Annotated in this window: 17 protein-coding genes, 1 tRNA gene and 1 pseudogene; 11 read left to right on the top strand and 8 right to left on the bottom strand. The window is 64.4% G+C overall.

What is annotated here, in order from left to right:
• Positions 1-7: 7 nt before the first annotated feature.
• Positions 8-544 carry a hypothetical protein gene (locus GGD63_RS11865; RefSeq protein ID WP_183242015.1) on the top strand — a complete coding sequence of 179 codons (537 nt, stop codon included), beginning with the start codon at positions 8-10 and terminating at the stop codon, positions 542-544.
• A 392-nt stretch (positions 545-936) separates the two neighbouring features.
• On the opposite strand, the gene bamA is transcribed toward GGD63_RS11865, so the two are convergent.
• Complete coding sequence (gene bamA / locus GGD63_RS11860; RefSeq protein ID WP_183242013.1) at positions 937-3,450, bottom strand: outer membrane protein assembly factor BamA; 2,514 nt, start codon at positions 3,448-3,450, stop codon at positions 937-939.
• Positions 3,451-3,761: 311 nt separating this feature from the next.
• Here bamA and GGD63_RS11855 point away from each other — a divergent pair, with 311 nt between their 5' ends.
• The 6 genes from GGD63_RS11855 (at position 3,762) to GGD63_RS11830 (ending at position 12,327) form a co-directional block, all read left to right on the top strand.
• Complete coding sequence (locus GGD63_RS11855; protein ID WP_246785455.1) at positions 3,762-4,115, top strand: hypothetical protein; 354 nt, start codon at positions 3,762-3,764, stop codon at positions 4,113-4,115.
• A gap of 1,342 nt (positions 4,116-5,457) precedes the next feature.
• On the top strand, positions 5,458-7,017 hold the full coding sequence (locus GGD63_RS11850) for an efflux transporter outer membrane subunit (protein WP_246785454.1): 1,560 nt from the start codon (positions 5,458-5,460) through the stop codon (positions 7,015-7,017).
• Positions 7,014-8,246, top strand: a complete 1,233-nt coding sequence (locus GGD63_RS11845; RefSeq protein ID WP_183242009.1) for an efflux RND transporter periplasmic adaptor subunit — start codon at positions 7,014-7,016, stop codon at positions 8,244-8,246. The genes GGD63_RS11850 and GGD63_RS11845 overlap by 4 nt, the downstream gene beginning before the upstream one ends.
• A 1-nt stretch (position 8,247) precedes the next feature.
• A complete protein-coding gene (locus tag GGD63_RS11840; protein WP_183242007.1) occupies positions 8,248-10,209 on the top strand; it encodes a MacB family efflux pump subunit in 1,962 nt (653 codons plus the stop codon).
• Positions 10,210-10,300: 91 nt separating this feature from the next.
• A complete protein-coding gene (locus GGD63_RS11835) occupies positions 10,301-11,014 on the top strand; it encodes a response regulator (protein ID WP_183242005.1) in 714 nt (237 codons plus the stop codon).
• Positions 11,011-12,327 (top strand): ATP-binding protein, encoded by a 1,317-nt coding sequence (locus tag GGD63_RS11830; RefSeq protein WP_183242003.1) that lies wholly within the window; start codon positions 11,011-11,013, stop codon positions 12,325-12,327. The genes GGD63_RS11835 and GGD63_RS11830 overlap by 4 nt, the downstream gene beginning before the upstream one ends.
• A 41-nt stretch (positions 12,328-12,368) precedes the next feature.
• Here GGD63_RS11830 and GGD63_RS40950 read toward each other — a convergent pair.
• Positions 12,369-12,582, bottom strand: a pseudogene (locus GGD63_RS40950) (BamA/TamA family outer membrane protein); the annotation flags it as partial.
• Between the two features lie 126 nt (positions 12,583-12,708).
• On the opposite strand from GGD63_RS40950, the gene GGD63_RS11820 reads away from it, so the two are divergent.
• Positions 12,709-12,900, top strand: a complete 192-nt coding sequence (locus tag GGD63_RS11820) for a hypothetical protein (RefSeq protein ID WP_183241999.1) — start codon at positions 12,709-12,711, stop codon at positions 12,898-12,900.
• Positions 12,901-13,075: 175 nt separating this feature from the next.
• On the opposite strand, the gene GGD63_RS11815 is transcribed toward GGD63_RS11820, so the two are convergent.
• From GGD63_RS11815 to GGD63_RS11795, 5 genes are all read right to left on the bottom strand, one after another.
• Positions 13,076-13,151: transfer RNA gene (locus GGD63_RS11815), tRNA-Lys, on the bottom strand.
• A gap of 159 nt (positions 13,152-13,310) precedes the next feature.
• Positions 13,311-13,916 carry a Spy/CpxP family protein refolding chaperone gene (locus GGD63_RS11810; protein ID WP_183241997.1) on the bottom strand — a complete coding sequence of 202 codons (606 nt, stop codon included), beginning with the start codon at positions 13,914-13,916 and terminating at the stop codon, positions 13,311-13,313.
• A 208-nt stretch (positions 13,917-14,124) separates the two neighbouring features.
• A complete protein-coding gene (locus tag GGD63_RS11805) occupies positions 14,125-15,126 on the bottom strand; it encodes a TRAP transporter substrate-binding protein (protein WP_183241995.1) in 1,002 nt (333 codons plus the stop codon).
• A 220-nt stretch (positions 15,127-15,346) separates the two neighbouring features.
• On the bottom strand, positions 15,347-16,909 hold the full coding sequence (locus GGD63_RS11800) for a 2-isopropylmalate synthase (RefSeq protein WP_183241993.1): 1,563 nt from the start codon (positions 16,907-16,909) through the stop codon (positions 15,347-15,349).
• A gap of 644 nt (positions 16,910-17,553) precedes the next feature.
• Positions 17,554-17,817 (bottom strand): hypothetical protein, encoded by a 264-nt coding sequence (locus tag GGD63_RS11795; RefSeq protein WP_183241991.1) that lies wholly within the window; start codon positions 17,815-17,817, stop codon positions 17,554-17,556.
• A 276-nt stretch (positions 17,818-18,093) separates the two neighbouring features.
• Here GGD63_RS11795 and GGD63_RS11790 point away from each other — a divergent pair, with 276 nt between their 5' ends.
• Positions 18,094-19,326 (top strand): SMP-30/gluconolactonase/LRE family protein, encoded by a 1,233-nt coding sequence (locus GGD63_RS11790; RefSeq protein ID WP_183241989.1) that lies wholly within the window; start codon positions 18,094-18,096, stop codon positions 19,324-19,326.
• Positions 19,327-19,445: 119 nt separating this feature from the next.
• Entirely contained in the window at positions 19,446-20,567 is a 1,122-nt protein-coding gene (locus GGD63_RS11785; protein ID WP_183241987.1) for a D-alanine--D-alanine ligase family protein, read from the top strand.
• Positions 20,568-20,651: 84 nt separating this feature from the next.
• Here the strand turns inward: GGD63_RS11785 and GGD63_RS11780 are convergent, their stop codons facing one another.
• Positions 20,652-21,818, bottom strand: a complete 1,167-nt coding sequence (locus GGD63_RS11780) for a hypothetical protein (protein ID WP_312013185.1) — start codon at positions 21,816-21,818, stop codon at positions 20,652-20,654.
• Positions 21,819-22,041: 223 nt separating this feature from the next.
• Here GGD63_RS11780 and GGD63_RS11775 point away from each other — a divergent pair, with 223 nt between their 5' ends.
• Positions 22,042-23,142 (top strand): FAD-binding oxidoreductase, encoded by a 1,101-nt coding sequence (locus tag GGD63_RS11775; protein ID WP_183241984.1) that lies wholly within the window; start codon positions 22,042-22,044, stop codon positions 23,140-23,142.
• The last annotated feature ends 47 nt before the right edge of the window (positions 23,143-23,189 follow it).

Here is a 23,189-nt window from a genome sequence, read left to right as displayed (position 1 = left end):
ATCCGAGATGCTCAAGACCATCATCCTGCTCACCGACACCGTGCAACAACAGCAGCCGCTGGCCAATCTGCTCCGCGAGCACAATCGCGATCTCTCCTTCTGCTCGGCGCTCCGCGCATCGGACCTCAGCGCGACCAAGCCTGACGTGCTGAACGAAGCACGGCTGATATCCTTTGCGGCCGATGTCGCAGTTCCCGAGAAGCTCCTGCTCCAGCTCGGTTATGGCGCCTACAAGTTCTACGCCGCGCCGGTGCAATATCCGGGCTTGCCACCGGCGCCCGACGAGAGCGACGACGATCCGCGCTGCTATTCCGTGATCGCGCAATCGATGATGATCTGGCCGGATTTCAAGAAGGTGGTCGGCCTGGAGACCGTGACGATTCCTGACGGCACCGTTGCTGCCGAGCGCGAGCGGATGGTGTTCTCTCGCCTTGCGTACCTGTTCTGGCAGATGTCGGGCATGATCGCCGGCGAGGCTACCGATCTCCCCGGCATCATCGAGTCCAGCGAAGGCCGGCGTCCGGCGCTCGCGATGATGAACTAAGGGCCGCCAGCGCGGTGCGAGGCTGCGCGGAGCGCCAGGCGGTGCTCCGGCGCCGCGACCGCGATCGTCCGGCCCCCGCACGGCAAGGCCGCAGTCGCGCAGCTCCGCGTGCCCAATTCTCCGACACTGGCATCGACATCGATGCTGGCGCGCCGCCTGCTCATGTGAGCGTGGCGTTCGACGGGGCGATCGGCAAGACCCTTCGCATTACCTGGCCCCCAGACCGTCCACGATGACCATCGACAAATGCGGTCATGGCCTGGACTGCCGTCGAGCTCTGCCACGCCCAAATGAGCGCTTCGCTTTCGCAGGATCTCGTTGGCCTGCCAATGCTCGCGACTCTCTCCTAGATTGACGCGATCCTCTCTCGACATGCAGCGGCGGGCGTCCAACTAGAACGAAGTGCCACCCCCAAACCTGAACTCCTGAACCGTGTCGTATTTGCCCTTCGTCAGCGGCACGGCGTAGTCGAAGCGCAGCGGCCCGAACGGCGAGGCCCAGATCAGGCCGACGCCAACAGACGATCGCACCGTACTGCTGTCGTCATATTGCAGTCCGCAGGTTGGACACACCTTGGTGTTGACTTCGCCGGTGGCCGACCATGAGGTCGGGCCCTGGTAGCCCCAGAGCGATCCGGCATCGGCGTAGACTGCGCCCTTCAAGCCGACTTCCTTGGGCAGGAACCAGAACGGCATCTGCAACTCCATCGACGCGCCCCAGTATTTCGTGCCGCCGAGCGCATCGCCGTTGGACCCGTAATTGTAATAGGTGATGTCGCGCGGACCGATGCCGTTGGAGGCGAAGCCGCGCACGAGGTTCGGCCCCATCTGGAAATGATCCAGCATGCGCAGGTCCTGGTTGCCGAGCTTGCTGAGGAGACCGCCCTGGAGATGGATCACGCTGACGATATCGGACACGAGCGACGTATAGTACTTGGTGTCCATCGCCGTTTTCAGATAGGTGACGTCGCCGCCGACACCCGCAAAATCCTGCCTGAAGTCGACCAGCAAGCCGTCGGTGGGGTTCTTGGTGTTGTCGAGCGTGTTGTAGTTCAGCGTGTAGCCGAGCGCCGACGTCCAGGTCGCGCCGTTCGCCAGCTCTCGCCGGACCGGCAGGCTCGACTCACCGTCGCCATAGCACCCGTATCCGTAAACGCCCGAATCCGTGGAATTAGTCGGGTCCACGCCGCCCAAGACGCTCTTGATATAGGCCGGCGTCGGATTGAAGGCCAGCGACGTGTTCGACGCATTGTTGTTGCAATTGTTGTAGGCGCTGGCGAGCGTGATGCTCTGCTGATAGAGCGAATAGCGCAGCTGGAGTGAGAGGTCCTCGCGCAACGCAAAGCCCAGGCGCGGAGAAAAGCCCAACGTCGTCACACCGTAACTCGTATAGCTGTTCGACTTCTGCTGCTTCCAGTAGGTGTCGAACCCGAGCGCCAGCCGGTAGTCGAGCAGATAGGGCTCGACGAAGGACAGCGAGATGCCGCGCGAGTACTGGCCGTAGCTCACCGAGGCCTTGGCATAGAGCCCCTTGCCGAGCAAATTGCGCTCGGAAATCGAGACTTCGGCCAGCGCACCGTCGCTGGTGGAATAGCCGCCCGAGATCGAGAAGTCGCCGGTCGACTTCTCCTCCATGTCGACGATCAGGATGACGCGGTCGCTCGACGAGCCCGGCTCGGTGACGATCTTGACGCTCTTGAAATAGTCGAGGTTCTTCAGCCGCCGCTCGGCCCGGTCGACCAGGGCGCGGTTGTAGGCATCGCCCTCGGAGATGTCGAACTCGCGGCGGATGACGTAGTCACGCGTGCGGGTGTTGCCGCGCAGGTTGATGCGCTCGATATAGGTTCGCGGGCCCTCGTCGATATTGAACACGACGGAGACGGTGTGCGCCTCGAAATTACGGTCGCCGCTGGGCCGGACGATGGCGAAGGCATAGCCGCGTCGCGAGGCTTCGATCTGCATCTCCTCGGTCGACTTCTCGACCGCTTCCACATTGTAGAGCGAACCGGTACCGACGCGCGAATAGGAACGCATCGAGCTCGCGTCGAAGTTCGGGATGCTGGAGCGGAAGTCGAGCGATCCGACGCGATATTGAGACCCCTCCTCGATCTTGAAGGTGACGTTGAAGCCCTTCTTCTCCGGATCGTATTCAGTGAGCGCGGCGACGACCTGGACGTCGGCGAAACCGTTCTTGAGATAGAAGCGACGAATCAGGTCGCGATCGGCCTCGACGCGGTCGGGATCGTAGATGTCGTTGTTGCCGAGGAAGCTGAGCAGGTTGCTTTCGTGCGTCTTGATGACGTCACGCAGCCGCGCTGCCGAATAGGCGTTGTTGCCGATGAACTCGACCGACTTCACGCCGGTCTTGACGCCTTCCACGATCGTGAAGATGAGATCGACGCGATTGCTCGGCTGCTCGATGACTTCGGGCGTGACGCGCACGTCGTAGCGGCCGGAGCGGCGATAGATCTCGGCGATTCGCAGCGTGTCGGACTGCACCAGCGCCCGCGAGAAAGTCCCGCGCGGCTTGGACTGGATCTCGGCCGAGAGCTGTTCGTCCTTGATCTTCTTGTTGCCCTCGAAGGCGATGCGCCCGATCACGGCATTTTCCACCACCGACACCACGAGGCGGCCGCCGGACTGACTGATCTTCACGTCCTGGAACAGGCCTGTCCCAATCAACGCCTTGAGACCTTCATCGATCGCCGGTTGATCGAGACGTCCGCCCGGGGCGGGCCTGAAGTAGGAGCGCACGGTCTCGGCCTCGACGCGGCGATTGCCCTCGACGACGATCGTCTCCACCGCCTGCGCGGCCGCCGGCTGCGGCAACAGCGCGACAGGAACTGAGCTCGCAATCGATACACCGCACATCACCACCGCGATCAGCCAGGGCCGCAAAAACGACATTCCACACCTCAAGAGCACCTAGCCTGCTCTGAAACGAGACGGCTGTGGCCGTGGTGTGGCTTTGTGATTTCTGGATTGTTTCCGGTCGTTCAATTTGATTGGCGGATCAGCACGCAAGCGCAGGAGCCATGACGTTCGCGCGAGCCTGCCCGAGTGACCGAACGGCATTGAGCCCGCTGCGCACACGGGTCGCCCATGCAGACCTTCAGCAACATTGCGCAACGCCCGGATTCTTTACAGAGGCTCAAGCCGGTGCGAGAGGCGACGACATCAGGAACTCGCATGGGTATTCGTCGATGAAAGCGCGTGTCATGACCAGAACGGTGCTGGTCGCCCTCCTCGCCTCAACCTTGGCCGCTCATGCCGGGACGACCGGCAAGCGCGATCAACGACAGACGACACAAAATACGGTCTATGAGTACGGTCCGCGCGGCCCCAACCACTCCTATCAGTCCGGTCCGCACACGCGGGTCTATGTCAGCAAGCGATCCTGGCTGGACGGCGGCACCGAGGTACTTCCCGGCGATCGCAAGTTCACCGACTATGCCTTTCCGCCCGGCGTTTCGTTCGCACGCAGCAACAACAACCGGCCGCTCGACCGTCAGCCCCTGAATCCGGATTCGGACCTGGGCGGATTTGCGCAGAGGATTCCGATTTCGTGGTGATCGGATTCGCGTGTCCCGGACGCGATGCAGCGCGAAGCGCTGCGGCGCAGAGCCGCGACCCACGCCACACGGATCGCTCGGAGAGATGGGCCCCGGCTTTGCAGCGCACCGCACCGCACGATGCTTCGCATCGCCGGGGACGCTGCGCTGCGTCCGGGGCACGAGAGCGGAATGTAGCGCATGCACTCTCCTCCTCGTCATTGCGAGCGCAGCGAAGCAATCCAGAATCCCTCCGCGGAAAGACTCTGGATTGCTTCGCTGCGCTCGCAATGACGAAGGTGTGGCGATGGCTCGTTCTCCAAGTATCACTGTCATTCCCCGCGACCCGGCTACGCCAAGGCTTCGCCGGGGTTGAGGTCCAGGGGCGCCGAAGCTTTAGCGTAGGCGGCAGGCGGGGAATCCAGTACGCCGCGGCCTCTCGGCTCAATCACTGCCGTCTCGGAGTACTGAATCGCCCGGTCAAGCCGGGCGATGACAGTGCGTGTGTGGTGGCAGACACACCTTCGCAGCCTCGCGGCGCGTTTCGCCCGAGCTTTGCTTCGTCACTCCACCCTCTCGATCCAAGAGGGCACAGGGAAGGCCGGGTGCTCAACCAGCACCCGCGGTCTGCTGCGCAAAACATAGCGCAAGGAAGACCGCACAGCAGCATACAGGTGTAGCCAATCACTCGGCCTTCCCTGCGCGATGGTCGGACGGCTTATGCCGTGCTCTCCCGGGAGCCGAGTTCGTTCTGGCCTCCCTCACTCCTGCGAAATTCACCGGCGCGGCGCCGGTTGACGCGACTGCCGCCTCCGCAAGAGCTTCACCGTAGCAACGACGGTCAGGACCACACGGTTTTGCCGTACGCACGGCCCGCCATTTCGCCGCAGTTTTCCCAGCCCTGTCGACGGAGCCGGAAACTTACAGGCGAGACGAAGCCTAGCAGCGCCGTTCGTCCGCACGCAGTTTCGGGCTCACGGAGAGCAATCCGCCCTGCCCGCACTTCTCGTGCACGACGCTGCCGCGTCCACCGCAAGCCCGGCTCGCGACAATGACGACCTCATGATCGCCCCTCAAGAATGAGCCGGGATGGGCGATCCATACGTAATTTCCGAATTTCTGTAAAGTAGAATATTTTTGCAGAGAGGGATTGACGCAGCCGCAAAACAGGGTCGATGTCTTGCTTGGCAGGCACCGTGCGGCGGCGCGAGATGCCCCGCAACATCTGTTTACATCCAGCAACATTCCGGCTGCCGAAAGGCCACGATCGCGCGGCTACTGGGGGCCTGTTCATCCTACCCTTCCGAAGGCCAATGGGCCACCGCACGTCCCGCGGCAAGGCTCATGGATCTCAGCCGATTTGATGCCGTCACACTTGTTCGTCGCAGTTCCCGCGCTATCCGCAGAGGAGAACCATCACCCGACGCCGTCCCCATTGCGCGCCGCCCTGTCGCGCGCCGGATCGGCTTGCGTCGCGCTGATGTTGGCTGCCGCACTGGCTGGCTGCGCCGTCGGGCCGGATTATGCCGGGCCGCCCGGGCTGGCCATGCCGTCGCACTGGAGCGCACAACCAACTTCCCGGCGTCAACCCGGCACGCTGGATCGCTGGTGGATGCGCCTGCGCGATCCCCTGCTCAACCGGCTGATCGAACAGGCCGTCGAAGCCAACCCCAGTGTTGCCAAAGCCAAGGCGGTCGTGCGCGAGGCGCGCGCAACGGTTCAGCAGACCGGCGCAGGCCTGTTTCCCTCCGTCAGCGGCTCGGCCTCGGTGACCGACAACAAGACCAGCGCCGGCTCCGCCTCGGCCATCGTCGACACAGCGCCCTACACGCTGCACCAAGCGAGCTTCGATTCGAGCTGGGAGCTCGACCTGTTCGGCGGCACGCAACGGAGCATCGAGGCGGCGGTGCGCGGGCGACAATCGGCCGAGGAGGATCTGCGCGATAGCCTCGTCACGCTGATCGGCGACGTTGCCGCCTATTACGTGGAGGCGCGCGGCTACCAGGCGCGGATCGCGCTGGCGCGGCGAACATCGGTCTCGCAGCGCGACACCGAAAAGCTCACCCGCAGCAAATACGAGGCCGGCAGCGGCAATGCCGTCGATCTCGCCAAGGCGACCGCACAAGCCGCGAGCACGGAGGCGAACGTTCCGACCTATGAGGCGGCGCTTGCGGCCGACATTCACCGGCTCGGCATCCTGCTCGGACGGCCGCCCGACGGCGTCGCTTCGCTGATGGCACAATCCGCGCCCGTGCCTGCACCGCGCATGCCGTTGCCCACGGGCCTGCCCGCCGATCTCCTCATGAGCCGCCCCGACGTCGCCAGTGCCGAGCGCAAGCTCGCCCAGGCCACCGCCAGGATTGGCGCCGCCGAGGCCGACCGCTATCCTGCGGTATCTCTGACCGGCTCGGTCGGCACCTCTGCGCTGAGTGCAGGGGATCTCGCAAAGTATTCCAGCGTAAGCTGGTCGGTGGGCCCCTCTGTCACGGTGCCGGTCTTTGATGCGGGCAAGCGCCTGGCGACAGTCAGGATTGCCGAAGCACAACGCGACCAGGCGTTCGCGACGTTCCATTCGACCCTGCTCACCGCGCTCGAAGATGTCGAGAATGCGCTGGTGTCGCTGTCGCAGGAGCGCATTCGCGCGTCCAAGCTGGCCGAGGCAGCAAAGAACTATCGCGAGGCCGCCCGGCTCTCGCGGTCGCTGTTCGAGACCGGTAGCGCGAGCTTCATCGACGTGCTGGACGCCGAACGCTCGCTCTATTCGGCTGAGGATTCGCTGATCCAGAGCAAGGTATCCGCGGCCAAGGACTACATTTCCCTCGCGAAGGCCCTCGGTGGCGGCTGGTCCGATCCGGTCGACATATCGACGCCGATCATCGTGGACACCAATACAGGACCACACTTCCGGGAGACGGCGAAGTGACTGATATCATCACCGCCAAGCGCGTGAAGATTGCCGCCGCGGTGGTTGCCGTCGTGGCAACCGGGGTGGTCGCCGCCATGCGCTTTCCGGGGACGTCGAGCAAGGGGCAGTCCTACATCACCGCGCCGGTCACCGTCAGCGATCTGCGCGAGGAGGTGCTCGCCAGCGGCACGCTCAAGCCGGCGCGCCTGACTGCCGTCGGCGCGCAGGTGTCGGGCCGCATCACCGCCCTCAATGTCCGCGTCGGCGACACTGTCAGGGCCGGCGACGTTATCGCCCAGATCGACCCTGTCACCAAGCAGAACGATCTGCGCAACTCGGAGGCGTCGCTGAAGAATTATCGCGCGCAGAAGGCCGAGAAGGAGGCCGCGCTGGTGCTGGCCGAGGCGAACCTCGCGCGCCAGCAGGCGACGCTGGCGCAGCGCGCGACCTCGCGCAGCGATTTCGACAGCGCGGATTCGACGGTGCGGCAGACCCGCGCCCAGATCGCCGCGCTCGAAGCCCTGATCGTGGGAGCCGAAGCGAGCGTCGAGACGGCGCGAGTGAACCTGGACTACACCAGGATCACCGCGCCTATCGACGGCACGGTGCTCGCCACCGTCGTGCAGGAGGGACAGACGGTCAACGCGGTGCAGTCCGCTCCGACCATCGTCGTGCTCGGCCAGCTCGAGACCATGACGGTGCGGGCGGAGATCTCCGAGGCCGACATCGTCAAGGTCAAGCCGGGCCAGGCGCTCTATTTCACCATCCTCGGCGACCAGGACCATCGCTACGAGGCCAGGCTGGAGCAGATCGAGCCGGCTCCCGAGTCGATCAAGAGCGACGCCAGCTTCTCCTCGACCACCACATCGAGTTCGAGCACGAGTTCGAGTTCGTCGAGCTCCACCAGCACCGCCATCTACTACATCGGTGTTTTCAACGTCCCCAACAAGGATCTTTCGCTGCGGACCTACATGACCGCCGAGGTGCACATCATCACCGGTGAGGCCAAGCGCGTGAAGGTCATCCCCGCGCTCGCGCTGATGCGCAAGTCAGACGGCCGCAGCACCGTCCGCGTTCTCGATGCGTCGGGTGACGTGCGCGAGCGCGAGGTCAAGACCGGCCTCAACGACCGCACTACGGTCGAGATCAGGTCCGGCCTCGACGATGGCGACCGGGTCGTCACCGGAGAAGCCAGCGAGCAGACCGCATCGAGCAGCATGCCCGGCGGCCCGCCGGGAGGACCCTGAGATGGCCGATCCGATCATCGCCCTCGAGAACGTCAGGCGGGAATTTGCGGCCGGTGACACGCGCGTGGTTGCGCTCGACGATTTGTCGTTGAACATCCAGCCCGGCGAGATGGTGGCGATCATCGGCTCGTCCGGATCGGGCAAATCGACGCTGCTCAACATCTTTGGCTGCCTCGACCGCCCGACCTCGGGCACATATCGTGTCGCCGGCAAGAACGTCTCCGAACTCGACGCAGACGAACTGGCGGCGCTGCGGCGCGGGCATTTCGGCTTCATTTTCCAGCGCTATCATTTGCTCGGCGACCTCTCCGCCGCCGAGAACGTCGAGATCCCGGCGATCTATGCCGGAATGAAGACCCGGGAGCGCCGCACGCGCGCAGAGCGGCTGCTCGCAAGGCTCGGTGTGGACGACCGGCGCGGCCACCGCCCGAACCAGCTGTCGGGCGGCCAGCAGCAGCGCGTCTCGATCGCACGGGCGCTGATCAACGGCGCCGAAGTCATCCTGGCGGACGAGCCGACCGGCGCGCTCGACCGGCGCAGCGGCGAGGAGGTCCTTAAGATCCTGAAGGAGCTGCACGGCGAGGGACGGACGATCATCATCGTTACCCACGATGCCGATGTCGCCGCGCGGGCCGAGCGCACCATCGAACTGCGCGACGGCAGGATCGTTTCCGATCGGCGCACCGAGACCGCAGGCGCATCGGCCCCGGCTGTTGCGGCGTCTCGGGCCTCACGGGACAGCGGCGCCGGCTGGCCCGGCGCGTTGCGGCGCCTGCGGGAAGCCTCGCGGATGGCGCTGGTTGCGATGGCCGCGCACCGGCTGCGCGCCTTCCTGACTATGCTCGGAATCATCATCGGCATCGCCGCAGTGTCCTCCGTGGTTGCGCTCGGCAACGCCTCACAGCGCAAGGTGCTGTCGGACATTTCGAGTCTCGGCACCAACACGATCGAGGTGTTTCCGGGCAAGGATTTTGGCGACGCGCGCGCCGGCAAGATCAAGACGCTCGTCCTCGGCGATGCCCGCGCGCTCGGCCAGCAGAGTTTCATTGCCGGGGTCACACCGACGGTCTCGACCAGCACGACGGTGCGCTACCGCGGCAACGAATCGAACGTGCTGGTCAACGGCGTCGGCGAGAGCTATTTCCAGGTCAAGGGCGCCAAGCTGGCGAAAGGCCGCCTGTTCGACTCCGCCGCGGTGCGCAACATCGAGCGGCAAGCCGTCATCGACGACAACACCCGCAAGACCTTCTTCGCCGATGACCAGAACTCGGGGATCGGCCGCGTCATCTGGCTTGGCAAGGTGCCCTGCCGCATCGTCGGCGTCATCGCCCAGCAGCAGGGCGGCTTCGGCTCGAACCAGAACCTCTCGGTCTATCTTCCCTACACCGCCGTGCAGGCGCAGTTCACGGGCGACCGCTCGCTTCGCAGCATCCTGCTCCGGATCAGCGACGAGATCTCGACCGCGCTGGCGCAGGATGCGGTCACCACGCTCCTGACGCAGCGGCACAACGTCAAGGATTTCGTCATCCTCAACACCGACGACATCCGCCGCACCATCACCAGCACGACGCAGACGCTGGCATTCCTCGTGGCGGCGATTGCGGTGATCTCGCTGGTCGTCGGCGGCATCGGCGTGATGAACATCATGCTGGTGTCCGTCTCCGAGCGAATCAGCGAGATCGGCGTGCGCATGGCGGTCGGCGCCAGGCGCAGCGACATCCTCCAGCAGTTCCTGGTGGAGGCGACCCTGATCTCGTCCATCGGCGGCATCGCCGGCATCCTCGTCGCGATCCTGCTCGGGATGGTGGTCAATATTGCGATGCCCGGATTCCAGGTCAGCTATTCACTGTTCTCGATCGGCGCCGCATTCCTGACCTCGACCGGGATCGGGGTGGCCTTCGGCTTCTTCCCCGCCCGCCGCGCCGCCTTCCTGGATCCCGTGGTAGCGTTGAGCCGTGACTGACCGTAGGATTGCAAACATGACCGTAGTTCTTCGGGCGAGACAATCGTCCGCAAATCGATCAACGATCGGCAACCCCGATGCGATCTCAAACATGACCAACGGCACGCAGAGCATTCTGATCGTCGAGGATGACCGGCAGACCCGCGACCTCATCGCGCGTTATCTGCGCGAGCATTCGTTCGCGGTCCACCTGGTCACGAACGGCAGGGAGATGGACCAGCATCTGTCGCAAAACCGGGTGGACCTGATCGTACTCGACCTGATGCTGCCTGGCGAGGACGGCCTCAGCCTCTGCCGCCGTCTGCGGATCGACTCCACGACGCCGATCATCATCCTCACCGCGAAGGGCGAGGATCTCGACCGGATCCTCGGTCTCGAGATGGGGGCGGACGATTATCTGCCGAAGCCGTTCAACCCGCGCGAGCTTCTCGCCAGGATCAATGCCGTGCTGCGCCGCCAGGCGAGCGGCCGTGCCGCCGGCGGCGCCGCGACACGCCTGAAGTTCCTGGGCTGGATCATCGATCTTCGTTTGCGGGAGTTGCGCGATCCCGAGGGCGCGCAGGTGCCGCTGACCAGCGCCGAGTTCGATCTGCTGCAGGCCTTCTGCGAACGGGCCGGCCGCGTCCTCACTCGTGACAGTCTCCTGAGCATGACGCGCGGCCGGCCCGGCGGCAGCTTTGGCCGCAGCATCGACGTGCTGGTCAGCCGGCTCCGCCGCAAGCTCGACCGCACCCAAGACACGTCCGTAATCAAGACCGTCCGCACCGGCGGCTACATCTTCACGCCGGTGGTGGAGGAACCATGAGACGCGCCGCCGACATCCTGGCGCTCTTCAGCTTCAGGCGGATCAGCGGCCAGATCGCCGCCTTGATCCTGGGATCGCTGATCCTGATCCACGTCCTGATCGCTGGCTATTTTCTGCTCAACCGCCCGAGCGCCCTGATGGACCGCCCCGTGGAGCAATTCGAGCTGATTGCGAGGATCGTCGCCAATACGCCGCAGCGAGAGCGAGATCTCGTTCTTGAAAACGCCAGCCGAACCTTTCCGGCACTGAAGCTGCAATTGAAGAAGGATGTTTCCGCCTCCACCGCTCCATCGCCAGAGCGGACGCGCCTGACCACCCCATCGGCTATTGAAGGCCCGGTCGAGCTCATTCGTGGCTCCACACCGGAAGACAATCGCCTCTGGTTCTATTTGGCAAATGGCGACGTGCTCGAGGCAACGATCGGGACATTCAAGATGCCTGCCTTCGTGAGCGGCCTCTGGACGAGCACACTCCTGTTCCTGGTGGCGAGCGTGACGCTGCTCGGCGTTTGGGCCGGCCGCGCACTCAGCTCGCCCCTGTCGGCCTTCGCGCGCGCGGCGGAGGAGTTCAGCCTGAACCGCTCGTCCGCGCCGTTGCCTGAAAACGGCCCGGAGGAAATCAAATCCGCGGCGAGAGCTCTCAACCGGATGCGCGAACGCGTTACCGCACTGATGAACGACAGAAGTCGAATGCTGGCCGCCATCAGCCACGACCTGCGCACCCCGATTACGCGCCTGCGGCTACGCTCGGAATACATAGAGGATCCGGCACAGCGCACCCAGACTGTACGCGACCTCGATCAGATGCAGTCGATGCTCGAGTCGGTGCTCTCGCTGCTGCGCGATGAAAGCGCTGCCAGACCGACACTGGTCGACGTTGCCGCGCTGCTCCAGATGGTTTGCGACCAGTTCTCCGACAGCGGCCACGCGGTGAACTATCTTGGTCCGGACAGAGCCGCATTCATCGTCCGACCGGACGAAATCATCCGCGCAGTCACAAACCTGGTCGAAAACGCCACTCGCTTCGGAACCGAAGTCGGCGTCGAGCTCTTGATCTCCGGAGACCAGATCATCATCGACGTCGTCGACGACGGCCCTGGAATACCCCATGAGAGGAAGGCGGCGATGCTGGAGCCCTTCGTACGAGGGGAGGAAGCCCGCACCATGGATGAAACGGCGGGATTTGGCCTCGGCCTCTCGATCACGCAGGCGATCGTGACCGCGCATGGCGGAACGCTGCTGCTGCTCGACAACGAACCGAGGGGTCTTCGCGTCCGCCTGCTGCTTTCCAATGCGGGCCGTAGTCACGACTGAAACTGCCGATCCGAAGGCCTAGACGGCCTCGAACGCTCGCTTCAGAACGAGGTCCCTCCCCCGAACCTGAACTCCTGGACGTGTCGTATTTGCCCTTGGTGAGCGGCGTCGCATAGTCAAGGCGAAGTGGTCCGAAGGGCGAGGCCCAGATCAGGCTGACGCCGACGGAGCTGCGCACTACCTTGCTGTCGTCATACTGCAATGCGCAGTTCGGCATGCAGGCGAATTCACTTCACCCGTGGCAGACCAGAACGTCGACAACGCGCGCCGGGCAATTATCCGTGCAGAGCGACTCAACGCCGAACTGATTGAAAATATCGACAGGCTGTTCGCACCTTTTCCTACGGCGCTGGCGAACTCGATCAAAACCACGACCAGGACTTGCGTGATACCCGCGTCATGCTGCTTGATCGGGCTGGGTGCGACTTGCTGACGATCTGCGACATCACTGGGCATTCATACCGAAGCGCGCAGACCATCGTGAAGCACTGCCGCGCCCGCAATGCGGCTCGCGCCGATTCCGGTATCGACAGGCTTGAATTGCAGGTGCGGAAGGAAGGCATGAAGAGCTGAACGCAGACCAGTAGGTCTCATTTGGCTGCGCCGTTTCAGCTGTGGATAGGCTTCGCCCCTAATTATCCGACTCGTCGCACGGCGTGCGACGTACGACCATTAAAAACGTCGCACGAGACCAGGTTTGTTCTGCCGAGGAATTTAAAAAAGCCCTTGCGGGCCAATCTCTTAAGGGTGGTGGGCGCACCAGGGCTCGAACCTGGGACCCGCTGATTAAGAGTCAGCTGCTCTACCAACTGAGCTATGCGCCCGAAAGGCCGGTCAAAGCCTTGCGAGGCCGGTCGTTTAGCAAAGCGATCCGGGTCTGGCAAGCGATGCAATGAAGGTTTTTCCACAGTCCCCAAAAAGCGAAAAGCCGCTGGATTCCAGCGGCTTCGCCAAGGTTAATCCCCGGGAAATCCCGTGCTAGCTCAGAGCCGGCCCTCGCGGTCCCGGTCCGGGCCGCTGTCGCGGTCGAAACGGTCGCGGTGGAAGTGCTCCATGCCCCTCTCCATCATCCGGTCCATGCCCCGTTCCATGAAGTGGCGGGGCGGGCCGTCCTCGCCGCCGCCGAACGGGCCGCGGTGGCGGGTCAGCACGGCGAGGCGCCGCTTCTGGCCCTCGTCCAGGGTCTTGTAGAGCGGATCGGCGGCATCGGCGATCTTCTTCAGGGCGGCGGAACTGGCGCCCATGTCCTCGGCGCGCTGGCGCAGGCGGGCAATCGGATCGTCCGGCTTGTCGGCGCTCCCGGCATCGCCCGGGCCGGCATTCGTGCGCGCATTGGCGCGGTCGATGCGCAACTTGGCGAACTCGCGCACGGCAGCCTCGACCGGCGGCCACAGCTTCTCCTGATCAGCGTTGAGCTTCAGCCCGGCATGGACGGCGGCGATCCGCGCGTCGACGAAGGCGGCGCGGTCCTCCGGGTTCATGCGGATGTGGCGGAAGTGCTCCATCCACGGGCGATGAAATTGGGCATAGACCGCGCCCGAGCCGGCGATGCTGAGCACGGCGATGGCGGCGATGGTGAACTTCCTCATACGAACCTCCTCTGGAAGGATGCCCGTGAGGATGAGCGCGAGGAGGATGACGCGCAACTTACAACTTGGACAGGAAAGCCGTTCTTACAGAGATGTAACTGCCGTGAATGCCTGTTCAGATGCATACTGAAACGATTTGCAACAAGGGCTTCCGTGCCGGCACGGAAGCCCTTTGCTCATGCGTTATTTATCCGCGCGTCACACTAAGTCAGTTCGTCGTGCTCTTGGCTTCCTTCAGGAATTCGTCGATCAGCGGCTGGCCGACGCGGCTCGCCGCGTCCTTGTAGACCGGCTCCATCGCCTTGCGCATCGCCTCGTCCTGCTCGCCCGTGAGCTTGATGATTTCGCTCTTGCCGCTCTTCTTGATCTCGGCGAGCGCGTCGTCGTTCTCCTTCTGCGACTGCGCGTTGTTGAAGTCGGTGGCTTCCTTCATCGCCTTCGACAGCTGGTCGCGGATATCGGCCGGCAGATCGTCCCAGAACTTCTTGTTTACGATCACGGCGTAGCCGATGTAGCCGTGATTGGTCTCGGTGATGTACTTCTGCACCTCGTGCATCTTCTGGGTATAGATGTTCGACCAGGTGTTCTCCTGCCCGTCGACCACGCCGGTCTGCAGTGCCTGGTAGACCTCGCCGAAAGCCATCACCTGCGGCAGCGAGCCGAGCGTCTTGAACTGGGCCTGCAGCACGCGCGAGGACTGGATGCGGAACTTGACGCCCTGATAGTCGGCGGGCGCAATCAGCTTCTTGTTCGCGCTCATCTGCTTGAAGCCGTTGTCCCAATAGGCGAGGCCGGTGATGCCCTTGGGCTCGAGCTGCTTGAGCAGCCGCGCGCCGAGGGGCCCTTCCGTCACCTTCCGCAGCGTCTTGAGGTCGGGCAGGATGTAGGGCAGATCGAACACCTCGAACTCGCGGATGCCGAGCGGGCCGAACTTGGAGTTCGACGGCGCCAGCATCTGCACGCTGCCGAGCTGAAGCGCCTCGAGCTCTTCCTTGTCCTTGTAGAGCGTCGAGTTCGGATAGACCTCGACCTTGACCTTGCCGCCGGTGTACTTCTCGGCGAGCTCCTTGAATTTCTCCGCGCCCTTGCCCTTCGGCGTGTCGGTGGCAACGACGTGGCTGAACTTGATGATGATCGGCGATTGCGCCAGTGCCGGCCCGGTCAGTGCCAAAGCCGCAATCGATGCCGCAGCCCAAATGAGTTTCCGCATGCTTCCTCCAGTACGCTTTTGTGGGGCGCGGACCACCGGCCCCAAGCCTTAAATGCTTGGGAGGCAGGTTTATCGGGAAGCAGGCTGGGGCGCCATTGCCCCTTAGCAGGGGTCTCCCTGCAAAAAAGCGGTATCCGGGCGGAAACATCCGCTACGGCGATCAACAAAAACGCGGTGCCGAGAGCACCGCGTTTCCGCCGTTTCATCCAGAGCGTGAGCGTCAGCTCGCCGCCGCAGCCGTCACCGTGTCGCGCTGGCGCTTCATGACGATCTTGTTCAGCGCGCCGAGATAGGCCTTGGCCGAGGCCACCAGCGTATCCGGGTCGGCCGCGCGCGCCGTCATCGAGCGGCCGTCCTGCGACAGCCGCACCGAGACCTCCGCCTGCGCGTCGGTGCCTTCGGTCACGGCGTGGACCTGGTACAGCTCGAGCTTGGCCTCGTGCGGCACCAGGCGCTTGATGCAGTTGAACACCGCATCGACCGGACCGTTGCCCTCGGCCTCCTCGATCTTGATCTGGCCGTCGACGTCGAGCTTCATGGTCGCGCGCTGCGGGCCATGGGTGCCGGCGATCACGGTCAGCGAGGTCAGCTTGATGCGGTCGTGCGAAGCCGCCATCTCCTCGTCGACCAGCGCCTCGATGTCCTCGTCGTAGATGTCCTTCTTGCGGTCGGCGAGCGCCTTCATCCGCGTGAATGCATCTTCCAGCTGGTTCGGGCCGAGCTTGTAGCCCATCTCCTCCAGCTTGTGCACGAAGGCGTGGCGGCCGGAGTGCTTGCCCAGCACCAGCGAGGACTGCTTCAGGCCGACCATCTCGGGCCGCATGATCTCGTAGGTCGAGGCGTCCTTCAGCACGCCGTCCTGGTGGATGCCGCTCTCATGCGCGAAGGCGTTCCGGCCGACGATCGCCTTGTTGTACTGCACCGGGAACGAGGTCGCCGCCGACACCACCTTCGAGGCGCGGGTCAGCTGCGTGGTGTCGATCTTGTTCCAGTACGGGAATTTGTCGTTGCGGACGTTGATCGCCATCACGACCTCTTCGAGCGCAGCGTTGCCGGCGCGCTCGCCGATGCCGTTGATGGTGCATTCGACCTGGCGCGCGCCGCCGACGATGCCGGCCAGCGAGTTCGCCACGGCCATGCCGAGGTCGTTATGGCAGTGCACGGAGAACACCGCCTTGTCCGAGTTCGGCACGCGCTCGATCAGCGTCTTCATGAAGTGGGTGTATTCCTCCGGCACCGTGTAGCCGACGGTATCGGGGATGTTCACCGTGGTGGCGCCGGCCTTGATGACGGCTTCCACGATGCGGCAGAGAAAATCCATCTCGCTGCGGGTGCCGTCCTCGGCCGACCATTCGACGTCGTCGATCTGGTTGCGGGCACGCGCGACCATGGCGACCGAGGTCTCGATCACCTGCTCCGGGGTCTTGTTCAGCTTCACCCGCATGTGCAGCGGCGAAGTCGCGATCACGGTGTGGACGCGCCCGCGCTTTGCAAATTTCACCGCCTCGGCGCAGCGGTCGATGTCGGCGGGATGGGCGCGCGACAGGCCGGCGATGACGGCGTTCTTGGAGCGGCGGGCGATCTCGCTGACCGCCTGGAAGTCGCCTTCCGAAGTGATGGGGAAGCCGGCTTCGATGACGTCGACGCCCATATCGTCCAGCAGCTCGGCGACCTCGAGCTTCTCCTCGAAGGTCATGGTGGCGCCGGGGCACTGCTCGCCGTCGCGCAGCGTGGTGTCGAAAATGATGACGCGGTCCTTCTCGGACTTGTTCACGATGGCCATTTCAAATTCCTTTTGAGCTTTTGCGCCGTTCAATCTGCAGGGCGCCTGAGGTGTCCGGTGATCTCGACCAGCCCCTGAGCGCCCAGGCGCGTTGCGCCCAGCCGGCCCTCAGGGGCAGCTAAGAAGAAGCCCGCCAAGAAGGAGGGTGGGCAGCGCGGCCGGGATCGTGGCGGCGGCCAGAGCCACCTCCTTCGAAATCCCATCGATTTGGCCGCGAATCAGCATTGCCAGACCCTTTTGAGCCCTCAAATCCTCGGTCAAAATCGTTGACGGTTGGTTGCCGGGAGGCTCGATGGGCCTGTTTCTAGACGAGAAACGGGCGCAACTGCAACGCCAAAAGATGGTCAGAATGGCTGACCTGGTTGGAGTTTGATCGCGTCCCCTCGGCAAGTGCCAGTGTCGGCCCCGTCATCCTGAGGCGCGAGTGGCGCGATGCGCCCAGCATCGCGCCGGGAGCCTCGAAGGATGAACGGCCGAGATGCATCCGGGTCGTCGCCCTTCGAGGCTCGCCATGCGGCGCTATCGCGCCGCAGGGCGCGCAGGGTGACGGTAATGTCGGAGAGTTCGCGGTGGACTCCGCGTCCTTGCGATGCAAAGGCCCCGGACTGCGCTTCGCTCCGTCCGAACAACGGAGCAACGTCAAGCTACCCCGCGCGGCGGGCGCGGGCCCTGTTTTCCCAGCGATCCAGCATCTGGCCGAGTTCGCCGGTGGTCACCTTCGCAACCGCGTTGGAATTCGCAGCCTCGTTGGTGTTGGCGGGCGCGCCGGCGTGCAGCCAGCCCGGCTCGGTATATTCGCGCCAGCGCCGCGCCTCCGCCCGACGTTTGCGGGAGGCGAGATCGCGGGTGAAATAGCCCGCGGCGAACGCGACGGCGAGCGCAATGACCAGTGCAACAACGGCTAACACAGTGAACTCCGGAAATTGCCCCGCGCACCGTTCTGCCAGCATCGCGCGCGAGGTCAAGGCTTGACAGACCTCAAAACCGGCCCCGGTTGACCGCCCGCAGGCGAGGCGAATTGTCGCCTCGCATCTCGCACATCCGCAATGCGGCAATGTTGCGGCGATCTCGCGGCATCGCGCGAAGGCTGCGAACCTGCCCCTCGCAACCGGACGCGGACCGGACTAACCTTCGCCTCGCTCGGCCGGATCAACCGGCCAGCCGAACATCACCGGGAGGACGCGATGACACGCCAGGAAGCTCCTGAGCAGGAGCAGCGTGCGCAGGATGCTGCGCTTTCACGACGAACACTTGTCCGGGGACTGGCGCTCGGCGCCGCGGCCACGATGGCCGGCCCCGCACTGGCCCAGACCGGGCCTGCCGCACCGCCGACGACGATCACGACGCCGCCACGCGATTTCGGCCCGGGCGGCGCACCGACGACCTATTTCTGGGACCCCGACATCATCGCGGTCGATCCATCCTTCAACGATCTCGCGCAGCCCAACACCGCGATCAAGCGCCTCTATACCGGCCTGTTGTGGGCGGAAGGTCCAGCGTGGAGCGCACAGGGACGGTATCTGCTCTGGAGCGACATTCCCAACAACCGGCAAATGCGCTGGACCGAGGACGACGGCCGCGTCAGCGTATTCCGCTCGCCCTCCAACAACTCCAACGGCAACTCCTTCGACTTCCAGGGCCGCCAGCTCTCCTGCGAGCACCTGACGCGCCGGGTGACGCGCTACGAGCATGACGGCACTGCCACGGTGCTGGCGGATTCCTATCAGGGCAAGCGGCTGAACTCGCCGAACGACATCGCGGCGCATCCCGACGGCAGCTACTGGTTCACCGATCCGCCCTATGGCGGCCAGCTCTACGAAGGCGAGCCAGACGTCGCGGGCGGGGCGAGCAATGCGGGCGGCAAGCTCAATCCGCGGATCGGACAGCCGGCCGGCTTCGTGCCGGGCAAGCGCGAGCTGCCGACCAACTGCTACCGCATCGACCCCTCAGGCCGCATCGACCTCGTCGTGACCGAGGACCAGGTGCCCGATCCGAACGGCCTGTGCTTCTCGCCCGACTACAAGAAGCTCTACATCGCCTCGACCGGCAAGGGACCGGGCGACACCGGACCCGGCGGCAAGGGCGAGATCTTCGTGTTCGACGTCGGCACGGACAACAAGCTCTCCAATCTCAAGAAGTTCAGCGATTGCGTGATCGACGGCGTGAAGTGCGGGCCCGACGGCCTGCGCTGCGACGTCAACGGCAATCTCTGGGCCTCCAGCAATGCCGGACGCGCCGTCGGCTACAGCGGCGTGACGGTGTGGTCACCGGAGGGCAAGCTGCTCGGCCGCATCCGCCTGCCCGAAGTGTGCGGCAACGTCTGCTTCGGCGGCCCCAAGCGCAACCGCCTGTTCATGGCCGCGAGCCAGTCGCTCTACGCGGTGTACACGGCGACGCAGGGCGCGGGGCCGGGCTGAAGCGCAGCGGCCTTTACGACACGGCGCCGGCGTGCCTCGCCGGCGCCGAACTGTTTTGATCGATGCGTCAACCGGGGCAACGGAGGTGACTTCCAGGCCGAGCGCGTGATAATTGAACCATGGCAGAGAAAATTCGCGTTGTGGTTCTCTATGGCGGCAGGTCCGGCGAGCATGAGGTCTCGCTGAAGTCGGCGGCCTCCGTATTCAGGCATCTCGATCGCACCCGCTTCGAGGTGATCCCGGTCTCCATCGACAAGGAGGGTCGCTGGCAATGGAACGACCTTCGAGCTCTCGATCAGGCGCAGGCGGTGTCCTTGCCGATCCTGCCCGACGCGCCGGAGATACGGCTCGCCAGAGAGCCTGATGGACGCGTCGCTCTCATGCCGATTTCCGCAGGAACGATGGACGCGCTCGAGATCGACGTCGTCTTTCCGGTCATTCACGGCCCGCTCTGCGAGGACGGCACCGTGCAGGGCCTGCTGGAATTGGCCGACGTCGCCTATGTCGGCTCCGGCGTTCTCGCCTCCGCCGTCAGCATGGACAAGGATGTCGCCAAGCGGCTCGCTGAATTCGCCGGCATTCCGGTCGCGCCCTATCGCGTGCTCACCCGCAAGGCCTTCGTACAGGACCGATCCTCGTCGCTTGCGAAGGCGGTCGAGGGCCTGAGCCTCCCGGTGTTCGTCAAGCCGTGCAACATGGGCTCCAGTGTCGGCATTCACAAGGTCAAGACCTGGGAGGCGCTCGGAGCCGCGCTCGACGATGCGTTTCGCTACGACGTAAAGGTGCTGGTCGAGCAGGGCATCGACGCGCGCGAGATCGAGGTCGCGGTGCTCGAGGGCGAGACGCTGTTCGCGAGCCTCGCCAGCGAGCTGAACCCCAACGCCCATCACGAGTTCTATTCGTACGAGGCCAAATATCTCGACCCCGACGGCGCCCGCGTCGACCTTCCGGCCCAGCTCGACGTGGCACAGATGGAGCGCGTGCGGTCGCTCGCCACCCAGGTGTTCGCGGCGCTCGAATGCAGCGGCTTCGCACGCGTCGACTTTTTCCTCGACCGGCAGACCGGCGAGTTCTGCTTCAACGAGATCAACACCCTGCCCGGCTTCACCTCGATCAGCATGTACCCGAAGATGATGGAAGCCTCGGGCGTCCCCTATGGCGAACTGCTGACGCGTCTTGTCGAGCTGGCGCTGGACCGGTACCGGCAGCGGCAATCTCTGGAACGGGGTTACGCGAGCTAGGCGCCGGCGCGATCCGCCGGCGCCCGATCTGGCCGTCCCCCGGCTGACCTCAGCTGAGGTCATCAGCGGAGGCGGCACGGCCCGCTAATCATCGCCACGCTTCGGCGGCGCCGGCACAGCGGTCCGATTGGCGGGCACGATCTGCGGCTGGAACGCGAACACCTCGCGGCTGCGGTCGTCCACGAACACCTTCAGCCAATGCACGTCGTTGTTGCCGTTCGCCTGATTGTCGCCGAAGGTCTCAATCCGGACGAAGTTTTCGAGTCGCCGGCCCTTGGCATCGAGAAATGGCCGGTCGAGACGGAAGTAATGGGAGTCGCCATGAACGTAGGCGACGGGCCTGCCGAAGGCGACAACTTCATCGCGCAGCGCAACCAGGAACGCCTGGAAGCCGTCCGGATTGGCGTCCGTTTGCGCAAGCGTCTTCGGGTCACGCAACGGCGCACGGGTTCCATCTGACTGATCCCAGCCCGGGTTCGCCTGCGAGATGAACATGATGGCCGCTGCGCGATATGTTCTCGCCACTTCGAAGGTCTGCTGCATCCAGAGGATGTTGGCATTGTTACGCACGGCCCATTCGGCGTCGTCGGGGAGCGTATCGCAACGATTGTTGCACGATCCCTGGATGTTGAGTGTGGCGTAGACCACGCCTTTCATGATCCAGCGGCGATTCTCGACGCAGCCGGTCAACTGGTTGTTGTGATCGAGGCACAGCTTGTCATGCTGCACCTGCTGCTTGATCGGCCGCTGGCCAAGGGAATAGTCGGTGCTGAAGAAAATCTTCCGCTCGTAGTCGAGCCTGTCGCGCGAGTTGAACGAGCCGTTCGCCGGGCGATCGCAGTCGGTCCAGTCATTGTCGCCGGGGGTCACCATCGCAGCCGACTTCAGAGAATTGAAATATTTGAGCCCCTGCTGATAGAGAGCGTCGCTGCACGTCGTGGGGGTCACGGATCCCGGCGTGCCGCTGCCGGCTTTGAGGTCGCCGTCATGAACCGTGAAGGCCAGCTTCTGGTCGTTCATGTCGGCGATCAGATTCGGCACGCCGACCTGCGCCTGGAGGTCGGAATATGGCAAATCGCCCCACAGCCCCATGGCATAGGCCCGGCTCTCGCCTCCCCTGCCCCGGTCATCGTCGTCAGCGCGCACGCTGACGATCGAACAAATCGCAAAGCAGGCTACAAGCGGGAGAAAGCCCATCTCGCGCAGCTTGCCGTAGGCGCCTTCCAACTTCCCTTCACCACGTCTCGTCACGGTCACCCTCCAGAACAGCTTTGGACAAAGCGCGGCTCACCGCAGGCACCAACGTTGAGTTGTCCTGCGCCAAGCCCGATCTACGAAAATGAGAGGAAGCCCCACCTGCGGCTTCAAATTGCCGCAGTGAACGTATCCACCGGGTATGACGCCCGCGTGAAACATTTTGAAACACGGCAAACCTGATTAAGTCGCAAGCTGCGGGATCGACAAGGGAGAGAGCATGCGCGTTGTGGTCTGCGGCGGCGGCGGCGTGATCGGGGCCTGCACGGCTTATTTCCTGCGGCGCCGCGGCATCGACGTGACCGTCGTGGAACGGACCGAGGTCGCCGCTGCTGCCTCCGGCAAGGCCGGCGGCTTCCTGGCCCAGGACTGGTGCTCCGGCACGCCACTCGACGCGCTGGCCCGGCGCAGCTTTGCGCTTCACGCGCAACTGCCCGGCGAGATCGCGGGCGATTGGGGCTACCGGCCGATGATTGCCTATAGCGGTTTCGTTGCTTCCGACGGCGATGCGCGGCGGCATGCACCATCGGCGCTCGGCTGGCTCGGCGACGGCGTCGTCATCGCGCAGCGCATCGGCACGGCGAAGACAACCGCGATCGTCCATCCTCGCAAGTTCACATCGGCCGTGATGGACGCCGCGCTTGCGCTCGGCGCGGGGCTTCACCCTGGCCGCGTCACCGGCATCGGGCGCGATGGCGATCGTGCAACGGGTGTCGAGGTCGAAGGCAGCATGGTCGAGACAGATGCCGTCGTGATCGCGATGGGGCCCTGGTCGCTGCTCGCGGCGCAATGGATGAGCCTGCCCGCCGTCTACGGCCAGCGCAGCCCGAGCATCGTGTACGATACCGCCAACGACGTGCCGGCCGATGCGTTATTCCTGGAGTATGAGGAAGACGGCAACGTAGTCTCGATCGAGGTCTTCCCGCGCGCCGATGGCAGCACACACATCACCGCGCTTTCCGACATCGCACCGCTGCCGCTCGATCCCGCCGCCGTGACACCGGACGTCGATGCGATCGCGCGGCTGCAAAGCATGTCCGAGCGGCTGTCACCGCTGTTCCGTCCCGAAAAGATCATCGCGCAGCAGGCCTGTTTCCGTCCGGTGACCGAGGACGGCTTGCCGCTGATCGGCAAGGTGCCGCGGAGCGAAGGCCTCTATGTTGCGACCGGACACAATGTCTGGGGCATCCTCAATGCGCCCGCCACCGGAGAAGCGCTGGCGGAGTTGATCGCCGAGGGCGCAACGCGCGAGGTTGACTTGTCGCCATTCGATCCCGCCCGGCTGACACCGCTCGATCCATCCCTGCTGCAGGCACGCTGAACCGCTTGACGACAGCGGCCGCCGATCGCTCGCAGCCGGCCCGCGCA

It is taken from the genome of Bradyrhizobium sp. cir1 (assembly GCF_014198245.1).
Lineage (GTDB): Bacteria > Pseudomonadota > Alphaproteobacteria > Rhizobiales > Xanthobacteraceae > Bradyrhizobium.
Note: the sequence above shows the minus strand (reverse complement) of the source record. Positions and strands in the feature narration are given on the sequence as shown.